This window comes from Methanimicrococcus hongohii (assembly GCF_032594095.1).
Classification (GTDB): domain Archaea; phylum Halobacteriota; class Methanosarcinia; order Methanosarcinales; family Methanosarcinaceae; genus Methanimicrococcus; species Methanimicrococcus hongohii.
The window spans coordinates 1,305,277-1,318,341 of sequence record NZ_CP131059.1 but is presented as its reverse complement, the minus strand read 5'-3'; the positions used below and the strand labels follow the sequence as shown (position 1 = coordinate 1,318,341).

Annotated in this window: 3 protein-coding genes; 1 reads left to right on the top strand and 2 read right to left on the bottom strand. The window is 43.5% G+C overall.

Annotated elements, in window-relative coordinates; all coding sequences use genetic code 11:
- Positions 1-167: 167 nt before the first annotated feature.
- Positions 168-1,004: a tRNA pseudouridine(38-40) synthase TruA gene (gene truA, locus MmiHf6_RS06030; RefSeq protein WP_316556900.1), complete on the bottom strand. Its 837-nt coding sequence runs from the start codon at positions 1,002-1,004 to the stop codon at positions 168-170.
- 89 nt (positions 1,005-1,093) lie between these two features.
- On the bottom strand, positions 1,094-1,840 hold the full coding sequence (locus MmiHf6_RS06025) for an ArsR/SmtB family transcription factor (RefSeq protein ID WP_316556899.1): 747 nt from the start codon (positions 1,838-1,840) through the stop codon (positions 1,094-1,096).
- A gap of 619 nt (positions 1,841-2,459) precedes the next feature.
- Between MmiHf6_RS06025 and MmiHf6_RS06020 the strand changes: the two genes are divergently transcribed.
- A complete protein-coding gene (locus MmiHf6_RS06020; RefSeq protein ID WP_316556898.1) occupies positions 2,460-12,680 on the top strand; it encodes an InlB B-repeat-containing protein in 10,221 nt (3,406 codons plus the stop codon).
- Positions 12,681-13,065 lie beyond the last annotated feature (385 nt).

Here is a 13,065-nt window from a genome sequence, read left to right as displayed (position 1 = left end):
TCAGGTTTACCGATTTCACGAAATAGGATGTTTGGGTTTCATCTTAAAATACAAAATAAAACTGCAGCACGAATTTGAAAATCAAAATAAAAACGGTGCAATTCGCGCGCGGCGGCTGCGAAACAAACACATAAAAAATAATAAGAATAATTAAAATAAATAAAATTTCAGTCCAAATCCGGTTCTTTTTCGGGCTGCATCACAAACTGTTCCAAAATCGTTGAAATCACGCGGAAACGGTTGGCTTCTCTCGCGTAAAAATCGTTGGTATGCTTAACGGCGTAACTGTCAATCATCCACTCCGGTTCGGGATCATATTCAATGTCAAGAAATATCAAACCGTATGACGGCGCAGGTTCGATTCCTTCTTCATAAATCTCGGGATCCAGCATTCTGGCAATCCATTCGGTATCCCTGTTGCCGTTTCCGACAAGCGTCAGCGCAGAAACGATTTTTCGAATCATATTCCACAAATAAGCGTTGGCAACAATATCAATTTTGATGACGGAACCCTGGCTTCGAATATCTAATTTCTCAACTTTTCGAATCGTTGATCTCGGATTATTTTTATCTTTTTTCGCAAAATTTGAAAAATTATGCTCGCCGATGAAAAGCTTTGCAGCGTCTCTCATTTTTGAAATGTCATATTCGTCGGCATTTAAAATGTATCTGTATTTTCGGCGCACAGCATGGCGGCGCGGGTCAAAATCATCCGGAACTTCAGCGTACGCCCACGCCCAAATATCACGCGGAAGCTTAGAATTTAAAATACGCGGAATGGCCATTCGCGGATTATCCGTAAAAAAAGTAACAACCTGACTGATGGAATGAACGCCCGCATCGGTTCGGCCCGAAGAAGACAAATCTGCCGTTTCGACATCTGAAATAACTCCCGTTTCCTGAAGCACTTTCAGTAATTCGCCTTCAACGGTTCGCTTGTCCGGCTGGATTTGGGATCCGGAAAAATGAGTTCCTTCATATCCGATTTTTAATGCAACTTTCATAATCATCGTCAATAATTTTATAATTTCTTATAAACCAATAAACCCGATGATTTATTTATTATTTATCCATTCCGATTCAGCTTTTTGTTTCAGTCTTTTTTGACAGCCGCATATTCAATGACCCAAATGACAATACAAACGAAAAGCGCGCCTGCAATGAACCAAAAAGCGTGATAATTCATAATATTAAAAAACCAGTCGCTGAACGACATAATTGAGTCATGGACAAGAGATTCGCCGCCTGCAAGCACGCCCGCGCCGGTATCTGCAGCCGCTTCTTCAACCGTTTCTTCAAATACGTCATCCATCTCAATGCCGTATTTCATCGTTGCGGCGGCTTCATCAACGGCTTGATTTGTCCAATGCCTTTGATAAATATAATTCAAACCGAACCCGGCAAAAGCTGCCGCGACAAAAGCGAAAGCATATTTCTGAAGCATTGAAATAAGTGATGTTTTACTTACTTTTTCAGGCGCGAAAATAATGATTTTTTCGGGCGCTTCATAAATTTTAACCTGGCGTCCCTTTTCACTGTATTTGATACGCTGAACGTGAACCAAATCATGTTCGACCATTTGGTCTATATTATATTTGACCGTCGTGAGCGGAATATCCAGTTTTTCGGAAACTTCGCTTGCCGAAAGACTTTCTTTTTTCAGCAGTTCCAGAATTTTCATGGAAGTGTCATTGGATAAAATCTGCCGGATTTTTTTAGAATCTTCGTTGACCGGAATGACAATAACAGAATCGGCTTCTTCTCCAAAGTTTTCACTCTCAGGCGTTTGTTTTACCGTGTTGTCAATCGTCTCTTTAGATGTTGTGCCGGCTGTGTTCATGAATATCCTGTCCTGTTTCGTTTTTGTTTTCAATGATTTTTCGTTTTTGATCCGGTATGCTGAAAATTTGATTTCTTTCAGAATTATTTTAATTGTTTTTAATTTCAGCATATTTTTAATTTGATTTGTTTTAACTTTGATTTGTTTTTAATTTTAACTGTTTTAATTTTCAAAGTTCAAATCTTAATTATTTGATTTTTACAGTTTTAAATTTTAGTCGTTTTAATGATATTTTTTCTTAAAATTATTTTTGACCATCGGATTTTAGTTCTTCAAATCATTTTAATATTTGGTTAGCTTCAATTTAATTTATACTTATTTCCCGTTCATTTTTTTATTCTGTTTCCGTATACTGCTGTTTTTATTTCTTATTTTTAATAAACATTCTAAATTTTCCGAGCAATACATTTATTACTAATTAATGGAGTTATCTTATTAGTCTTGATTGCTTAATGAAAAATACTTTCATTATTATAATATCGACTAAGGTACTCAAAAACGATTTAGGGAATTGAAAAATGTTTTTGGCACTGTCTTTTTCGAAACGGAGCTTTTGCGAGCTTACAATCACGGGGAATTAGGTCCAGTCGCCATAATAAATTAATACGGTGAATTTATTATGGAAATGAAAAATCATTCTATAGCAGCTATATTCATAGCATTATGTATCGTTTTGTTAATGTTCGGCGGCGTTGCCGCGGCTGACGATAACACAAAATTTGTAATTTTGGATCCGAATAACGGAGAACCTCTGTATTATTTGGGGCTCGACGCTGACGGAAAATGTGATGAGCTAACATTTAATCCGTCTATACCGACAGGCTACAGGTCATTCTTGGGCTGGTATAAAGATGGGGAATCGACACCATTCAATTTTGAAACGGGTACTATTGCCAGCGGCACTGTTTTAAAAGCCAAATACAGTCAAAATTACATTGTTCACTTCATGGATGAGTATAATATTGTTATTGACAGTTACACGCTCGCTCCTGAGGGACAACTCTATTCTTCAAGTATATTGCCTACGTCATCAGATGCCGATTACAGTTTTAACCATTGGTATCTCAAAGGTACAAGCGTGGAAACTGCTTTTCCTTTCCCGACAACAGTCGGTGACAGTTATGCGGATGAGAACGGAACAATTACTTTCCTTCCGGCTTTCAGTAATAACTGTACAGTGATTTTCATCTCCGACGGTACTCAAGTTGACCCGCAGACGATTCCAAACGGCGGAAAATTGACTCGTCCGACAAGTCCGACACGCACAGGTTATACATTTGTTAAATGGGTTGATTCGAACGGAAAAGATTTCAGTTTTGACACACCTGTTACAGAATCTCTTGTATTGACCGCGGTTTGGGAAGGCAAAACTGTCAATTATACCGTATTATATTGGTTGGAAGACCCGAATACACCCGGCAAATACAACGCGTTGAAAATGGAGACGAAAACAGCAAAAGCCGGATCTCTTGTTACTGATTTGAGTCCGGGTACACTGGGCGGTACGATTGCTCACGCCGATTACAATGTTTACAACAGCAGCTCTCCGATTATACTTGGCGGCGGCGGAACCGTTGTTAACTTATTCTACGATTTAATTGAGTATACAATTATCTTTGATTTGGATCCCGATTTTTCGACTGATGTGGCTGTCGGCGGAACTATAACAACAACGATGACTGTCAACGGTCAAACTTATACGCAAACTTATAGCGATTCGACTAAGGCAACTGAAGGCGAACAGTATTCTTTTAAAGCAAAGATGGGACAAGAAATCAACGGTTTATGGCCTTGCTCTTCAACGGCAGAATTCAGCCGTGACGGAATTGTATACTCTAAATTTGCATCTTGGTCAAGGGAGGCTGCCAGTGTTAATTATGTGTCCAATCGTCCGTATCTGTCCCCGGAAATGGTAAATGCCGGCAGCACAGTAGTTACATATCCGGCAAACTGGGGAACAACGGCCGATCCTCATGAAGTTCAGTATTATTTTGAAAAACTTCTGCACGAAATCGCAGACGGTCAATACGGATCAAAAGATTACGTGAAGAGCCCGCTTTATTCTGAAAATTATAAAACCAATACGAATTCACTTCAAGCCAAAGAAATCAGCGGCATGACGGCTTTAAATCCGAATGCACAAACCACAAACCCCAAAATGTTCTATTATGACCGTTTTACACGCGATATTGTTTATGTTTTGGACGGCGGCAGTTTTGAATCCGGAAGTTTGCCCGCAGTCAGCGGTTATACGCAAACCGGAAACAGCTATACAAATGTAAAATGGGGCGAACAGCTTTCTCATTTTGAACCGACAGCAACTCCTGTCAAAACTGTTGACGGTATTGATTATGTGTTCCAAAAATGGACATACGATGCCGAAGGATTGATTGATGTTAATTTTGATGAAGACTTCGTGCCCGAGCCGACAACCGCAACCGGTGAAACTTTGCCGATTTATGCGCAGTGGCGTTCAGGTGAATTCACAATTACATTCTATGAAAATACAGGCTCTAATGAGGTTGTTGCGACACAAACGGGCGCAAGGGGCGGCACTATTGATTTCTCCGATGATGATCTCTATCCGCCCGGTCACGTTGATCTTGAGAAAGGCGTTTTCAAAGGCTGGTACTGGCTCGTGTCCGGAAAATTAGTGTCTTATGCGCCTGATACAGTTATTTCGGGCCACACGAATTTATACGCCCAGTGGCAATCAAGCGGATTTACAGTTACTTACAGCGGCAACGGCAACAACGCCGGAACAGTTCCGACAGATGATAACAGGTACGATATCGGTGTTTTTGTAACAATGAAACCCGGCAACGGATTGGCACAAAGCGATCTTTTGGTATTCACCGGCTGGAAAGTCGAAAATGATGACACGCTTTATCGTCCGGGAGACCCGCTTCAGATTGCCGGCAATATGAAACCCGGCGCAGAATATGCCAACCGTAATGACTTGGTTAAATTGACTTATCATTCAAACAAGACCAATATTGAGGATGTTTCCTTCTATGTTGAACGAACGACGATCAATTTGGCTCAATCCGATTTGTTCACCGCCGATAATGAATATGTTGAATATTGGGTGGACAAAGACGGCACTAAATATCCATGCGGATCCACGTATACTGTTTCCGGCTCCGGAAATGAACTTGATCTTTATGCCGTATGGAAAAGCAGCGGATTTAATGTAACTTTCTATGCCGGCCAGAACGGGTATTTGAACCGTGAAGGAACACAACGTGTCGAATTCACGGGAATTCCTGCAAACACAGCTTGGACTGATGCAGGTATTACCGTTCCTACACCGAAACCGAGTGACAGTTTAAATCATTACTTCTCACACTGGATTAATAAAGGTGGGGAAACTGTTGCTGATCCTAACACATACACCCATCAAATTGTCGAAAATGAAGAATACACTGCAATTTTTGCAGAAGTCATTGAAGTTACGGTTACTTTCCACGGCTATCCTGCGACTTTCAAACCGTCCGGTTTGGATGAATATTCAACAATCGCAGAAATCGGTCAATTAATTACGGATGTTCCAGAGTTTGATGACTTGCCGATCGGATATGCTTTCGGCGGCTGGTACACATCTATGCAAACATACGGCGGACCGTTGGATGCTTCGGATGAATGGGATTTAGATTCAAAGATTGTTGAGGGTGCTTCTTCAATTGATTTGTATGCAGGTTGGATCAAAATGGATGATGTGTCCGTGACCTATAATGCAAACGGTGCTTCCGGCGGCAGTGTTCCCGCTGAACCGACCTTTTACAAGTATAATGAAATTGCTACTGTTCTCGATCAAGGTACATTATGGAAGGCAGATTACAAATTCAGCGGCTGGTCTACCACTTCTACCGGCTCTGTTGAATACGAAGCTAATGACGAAATCGTTATGACTTCCGACATTGAATTGTTCGCTGTCTGGTCTGCGATTACTGACGCTGATAAATTCAGTTTGACTTACAACGCCAACGGCGGTTCCGGTGACGCTCCTGTCGATTCCAACAGATACAGTCCGAACGAACCTGCAACTGTTTCCGGTCAGGGTGAATTGTATCTCGTCGACTTCAAGTTTGACGGCTGGTCTACCACTTCTACCGGCTCTGTTGAATACGAAGCTAATGACGAAATCGTTATGACTTCCGACATTGAATTGTTCGCTGTCTGGTCTGCGATTACTGACGCTGATAAATTCAGTTTGACTTACAACGCCAACGGCGGTTCCGGTGACGCTCCTGTCGATTCCAACAGATACAGTCCGAACGAACCTGCAACTGTTTCCGGTCAGGGTGAATTGTATCTCGTCGACTTCAAGTTTGACGGCTGGTCTACCACTTCTACCGGCTCTGTTGAATACGAAGCTAATGACGAAATCGTTATGACTTCCGACATTGAATTGTTCGCTGTCTGGTCTGCGATTACTGACGCTGATAAATTCAGTTTGACTTACAACGCCAACGGCGGTTCCGGTGACGCTCCTGTCGATTCCAACAGATACAGTCCGAACGAACCTGCAACTGTTTCCGGTCAGGGTGAATTGTATCTCGTCGACTTCAAGTTTGACGGCTGGTCTACCACTTCTACCGGCTCTGTTGAATACGAAGCTAATGACGAAATCGTTATGACTTCCGACATTGAATTGTTCGCTGTCTGGTCTGCGATTACTGACGCTGATAAATTCAGTTTGACTTACAACGCCAACGGCGGTTCCGGTGACGCTCCTGTCGATTCCAACAGATACAGTCCGAACGAACCTGCAACTGTTTCCGGTCAGGGTGAATTGTATCTCGTCGACTTCAAGTTTGACGGCTGGTCTACCACTTCTACCGGCTCTGTTGAATACGAAGCTAATGACGAAATCGTTATGACTTCCGACATTGAATTGTTCGCTGTCTGGTCTGCGATTACTGACGCTGATAAATTCAGTTTGACTTACAACGCCAACGGCGGTTCCGGTGACGCTCCTGTCGATTCCAACAGATACAGTCCAAACGAACCTGCAACTGTTTCCGGTCAGGGTGAATTGTATCTCGTCGACTTCAAGTTTGACGGCTGGTCTACCACTTCTACCGGCTCTGTTGAATACGAAGCTAATGACGAAATCGTTATGACTTCCGACATTGAATTGTTCGCTGTCTGGTCTGCGATTACTGACGCTGATAAATTCAGTTTGACTTACAACGCCAACGGCGGTTCCGGTGACGCTCCTGTCGATTCCAACAGATACAGTCCGAACGAACCTGCAACTGTTTCCGGTCAGGGTGAATTGTATCTCGTCGACTTCAAGTTTGACGGCTGGTCTACCACTTCTACCGGCTCTGTTGAATACGAAGCTAATGACGAAATCGTTATGACTTCCGACATTGAATTGTTCGCTGTCTGGTCTGCGATTACTGACGCTGATAAATTCAGTTTGACTTACAACGCCAACGGCGGTTCCGGTGACGCTCCTGTCGATTCCAACAGATACAGTCCGAACGAACCTGCAACTGTTTCCGGTCAGGGTGAATTGTATCTCGTCGACTTCAAGTTTGACGGCTGGTCTACCACTTCTACCGGCTCTGTTGAATACGAAGCTAATGACGAAATCGTTATGACTTCCGACATTGAATTGTTCGCTGTCTGGTCTGCGATTACTGACGCTGATAAATTCAGTTTGACTTACAACGCCAACGGCGGTTCCGGTGACGCTCCTGTCGATTCCAACAGATACAGTCCGAACGAACCTGCAACTGTTTCCGGTCAGGGTGAATTGTATCTCGTCGACTTCAAGTTTGACGGCTGGTCTACCACTTCTACCGGCTCTGTTGAATACGAAGCTAATGACGAAATCGTTATGACTTCCGACATTGAATTGTTCGCTGTCTGGTCTGCGATTACTGACGCTGATAAATTCAGTTTGACTTACAACGCCAACGGCGGTTCCGGTGACGCTCCTGTCGATTCCAACAGATACAGTCCAAACGAACCTGCAACTGTTTCCGGTCAGGGTGAATTGTATCTCGTCGACTTCAAGTTTGACGGCTGGTCTACCACTTCTACCGGCTCTGTTGAATACGAAGCTAATGACGAAATCGTTATGACTTCCGACATTGAATTGTTCGCTGTCTGGTCTGCGATTACTGACGCTGATAAATTCAGTTTGACTTACAACGCCAACGGCGGTTCCGGTGACGCTCCTGTCGATTCCAACAGATACAGTCCAAACGAACCTGCAACTGTTTCCGGTCAGGGTGAATTGTATCTCGTCGACTTCAAGTTTGACGGCTGGTCTACCACTTCTACCGGCTCTGTTGAATACGAAGCTAATGACGAAATCGTTATGACTTCCGACATTGAATTGTTCGCTGTCTGGTCTGCGATTACTGACGCTGATAAATTCAGTTTGACTTACAACGCCAACGGCGGTTCCGGTGACGCTCCTGTCGATTCCAACAGATACAGTCCGAACGAACCTGCAACTGTTTCCGGTCAGGGTGAATTGTATCTCGTCGACTTCAAGTTTGACGGCTGGTCTACCACTTCTACCGGCTCTGTTGAATACGAAGCTAATGACGAAATCGTTATGACTTCCGACATTGAATTGTTCGCTGTCTGGTCTGCGATTACTGACGCTGATAAATTCAGTTTGACTTACAACGCCAACGGCGGTTCCGGTGACGCTCCTGTCGATTCCAACAGATACAGTCCAAACGAACCTGCAACTGTTTCCGGTCAGGGTGAATTGTATCTCGTCGACTTCAAGTTTGACGGCTGGTCTACCACTTCTACCGGCTCTGTTGAATACGAAGCTAATGACGAAATCGTTATGACTTCCGACATTGAATTGTTCGCTGTCTGGTCTGCGATTACTGACGCTGATAAATTCAGTTTGACTTACAACGCCAACGGCGGTTCCGGTGACGCTCCTGTCGATTCCAACAGATACAGTCCGAACGAACCTGCAACTGTTTCCGGTCAGGGTGAATTGTATCTCGTCGACTTCAAGTTTGACGGCTGGTCTACCACTTCTACCGGCTCTGTTGAATACGAAGCTAATGACGAAATCGTTATGACTTCCGACATTGAATTGTTCGCTGTCTGGTCTGCGATTACTGACGCTGATAAATTCAGTTTGACTTACAACGCCAACGGCGGTTCCGGTGACGCTCCTGTCGATTCCAACAGATACAGTCCGAACGAACCTGCAACTGTTTCCGGTCAGGGTGAATTGTATCTCGTCGACTTCAAGTTTGACGGCTGGTCTACCACTTCTACCGGCTCTGTTGAATACGAAGCTAATGACGAAATCGTTATGACTTCCGACATTGAATTGTTCGCTGTCTGGTCTGCGATTACTGACGCTGATAAATTCAGTTTGACTTACAACGCCAACGGCGGTTCCGGTGACGCTCCTGTCGATTCCAACAGATACAGTCCAAACGAACCTGCAACTGTTTCCGGTCAGGGTGAATTGTATCTCGTCGACTTCAAGTTTGACGGCTGGTCTACCACTTCTACCGGCTCTGTTGAATACGAAGCTAATGACGAAATCGTTATGACTTCCGACATTGAATTGTTCGCTGTCTGGTCTGCGATTACTGACGCTGATAAATTCAGTTTGACTTACAACGCCAACGGCGGTTCCGGTGACGCTCCTGTCGATTCCAACAGATACAGTCCAAACGAACCTGCAACTGTTTCCGGTCAGGGTGAATTGTATCTCGTCGACTTCAAGTTTGACGGCTGGTCTACCACTTCTACCGGCTCTGTTGAATACGAAGCTAATGACGAAATCGTTATGACTTCCGACATTGAATTGTTCGCTGTCTGGTCTGCGATTACTGACGCTGATAAATTCAGTTTGACTTACAACGCCAACGGCGGTTCCGGTGACGCTCCTGTCGATTCCAACAGATACAGTCCGAACGAACCTGCAACTGTTTCCGGTCAGGGTGAATTGTATCTCGTCGACTTCAAGTTTGACGGCTGGTCTACCACTTCTACCGGCTCTGTTGAATACGAAGCTAATGACGAAATCGTTATGACTTCCGACATTGAATTGTTCGCTGTCTGGTCTGCGATTACTGACGCTGATAAATTCAGTTTGACTTACAACGCCAACGGCGGTTCCGGTGACGCTCCTGTCGATTCCAACAGATACAGTCCAAACGAACCTGCAACTGTTTCCGGTCAGGGTGAATTGTATCTCGTCGACTTCAAGTTTGACGGCTGGTCTACCACTTCTACCGGCTCTGTTGAATACGAAGCTAATGACGAAATCGTTATGACTTCCGACATTGAATTGTTCGCTGTCTGGTCTGCGATTACTGACGCTGATAAATTCAGTTTGACTTACAACGCCAACGGCGGTTCCGGTGACGCTCCTGTCGATTCCAACAGATACAGTCCGAACGAACCTGCAACTGTTTCCGGTCAGGGTGAATTGTATCTCGTCGACTTCAAGTTTGACGGCTGGTCTACCACTTCTACCGGCTCTGTTGAATACGAAGCTAATGACGAAATCGTTATGACTTCCGACATTGAATTGTTCGCTGTCTGGTCTGCGATTACTGACGCTGATAAATTCAGTTTGACTTACAACGCCAACGGCGGTTCCGGTGACGCTCCTGTCGATTCCAACAGATACAGTCCGAACGAACCTGCAACTGTTTCCGGTCAGGGTGAATTGTATCTCGTCGACTTCAAGTTTGACGGCTGGTCTACCACTTCTACCGGCTCTGTTGAATACGAAGCTAATGACGAAATCGTTATGACTTCCGACATTGAATTGTTCGCTGTCTGGTCTGCGATTACTGACGCTGATAAATTCAGTTTGACTTACAACGCCAACGGCGGTTCCGGTGACGCTCCTGTCGATTCCAACAGATACAGTCCGAACGAAAATGCAACTGTTCTCGGTCAGGGCGACTTGTATAAAGTCGGTTCCAAGTTTACCGGTTGGTCCACCGCATCCGACGGCATTGTCGAATACGTTGCCGATGATCAACTCAAAATGGTTTCCAATGTTGAATTGTTCGCTGTTTGGACACCTCTCGGAGACGATGAATATTTGACCATTACCTATCACGGTAATCCCTTTGCAGTTGATGATGACGTTGAAAATATTCCTGTTCCTGTTACAGGAATCTCTCCCAATGAACCTATTACATTGGATGACGGTTCCGGTATGATTTACACAGGTTATGTTTTCCATGGTTGGAACAATGAATCTGAAGGCACGGGTACTTCTTATTCAGGCATTGTTAGCATTAATGAAAACCTTGAATTATATGCACAATGGAAAGCTTATGACGGGTCGGATATTGTTGTCACATTCGATGCTGACGGCGGTGTACCTGAACCTGCAGATCAACCCGTTACTTACAACGGCAAAGCAACAGAGCCGACTCAGCCGGCAAAAGAAGATCACAGATTCATTCACTGGTATGATGTAACAGACGGAACAGATGACAATATTGATACAGCTTGGAGCTTTGAAACAAGAATCATATCAGATTTGAGCCTCAAAGCCAAATGGGAAGCAACAACCGGCTATAACATCACGTATTATCAAAATATCAACAATGAGGATCCAACCTCTTATATTGATGGGGAATACACTTCCGGTCAGCAAGTTCAACTCCTCAATGCAACAGAGTTGGGCTTCTCTAACCCCGGTTATGTCCTTCTCGGATGGTCAACATCAGCTACAGGAAGTCTTGAATATTATCAAGGTGTCCCAATTGTGATGCCTTATCAGGATCTCAATTTCTATGCTGTTTGGGGCGATGCATTGGTTTACGACTATTACATCAACTACTATCCGAACGGTGCAGACAATGCCGTCGAAGACAAACCTGTGAAAATCTACTACGAAGACTCGACATCTGTGAAAATCGCAGGCTATGCAGATACCGGATTTAAAAAGTCCGGCGAAGCTCTGAGTTTCTGGAGTGAAAGAGACAGTTTGACAGCAACGACTTACAAAGTCGGTCAGACTTATGACATGTCAGACAAAGGTGCTTTTACAGAATTGGATGCACTTTGGGACGGTGTTTTGGAAGTCACATTCCATGCAGCAGGCGGAAACTTTACCGGTGACGAATTACCTGTCGCACGTGATAAGTATACGGTTTCATTGCTGTATGGACAAACAATTCCTCAACCAGCAGATTTATTTGCAGAAGAAGGCGTTACTTTGAACCCGCCCGCAGGACATGAAGATGAAATACCTGTTTACTGGGTGACCTCTGACGGCATCAGGTGGTTCTTCGCTGACTACTCTCTTGAAAATGACGTTGATTTGTACGCGGTTTGGCCGAGTGCAGATCTCGCAACTGTTGTTTTCAACGCAAGAGACGGTGAGTTCCATATCTTTGGTGTTGCCGAATCACAAAAAACATATTCGTACATAACGACAACAGGCTCTTTAGTTTCCGAACCGGGATCTTCTGAGAATGTGACTGTCGTTTCGCCTGTCGGATATGAAATTGCAGGATGGTACAACGGTTCAACGAAGTGGGACTTTGTGTCAAACACTGTTGAAACAGAACTTTTAGAACTCTCTGCTATCTGGGTTAAAAGAAGCGGTGGCGGCGGTACAGGTACGGCAGTCGTAACAATGTCTCTTGCAGTTGATGAACCGGTTGAAGAAGAACCCGAAGAGTTACCCGCATTTGCCGAAGATTTGGAACCTGTGAGCCCCGGCGGAGCGATATCTGATCAATCAATCTTTTCGAAGATTTCAGAGCTTCTCACCGGCTGGGTACCTGTAATGGTATTACTGATGCTGATTCTTTTTGTGGGATTCGGCCTCTACAGGTTCAAAAGAAATGGAATTTGAGAAATGAATCATTTTGATTCATTTTTCTTCTTTTTTGTTTCTTTGTTTTTTTCTCTTTTTTGTTTCTTTTATTTTTCACTTTCCGTTTTTGTTTTTCATTGATTTTTATCTTGTAATTTTTCTTCTTAACATTATTTGCCTTGTTATTTCTATTCTGTTTTTATTTTGTTATTTATTATTTCATTTGTTTTTATTAATCAAATTCTGTTATATCATTAGTATATATTATTATATTTTCTTCATTTTTGTATATTTCCTATAATTTTTTTGCAAAGTCTTTTATACTTTGTTAAGTATAGTATTTTACAATTAGTTTACTTTTGGATATTGTTGAACGAAAAAGAGGTGCCGGCGGTTGCCAATATCTTTTTTTGTTGTAGGCCCG

What these genes read in the sequence shown, in the direction of transcription:
- MmiHf6_RS06020 (WP_316556898.1), top strand. Translation starts at nt 2,460, where the DNA reads ATGGAAATGAAAAATCATTCTATAGCAGCTATATTCATAGCATTATGT.
- truA (WP_316556900.1), bottom strand. Translation starts at nt 1,004, where the DNA reads ATGAAAGTTGCATTAAAAATCGGATATGAAGGAACTCATTTTTCCGGA.
- MmiHf6_RS06025 (WP_316556899.1), bottom strand. Translation starts at nt 1,840, where the DNA reads ATGAACACAGCCGGCACAACATCTAAAGAGACGATTGACAACACGGTA.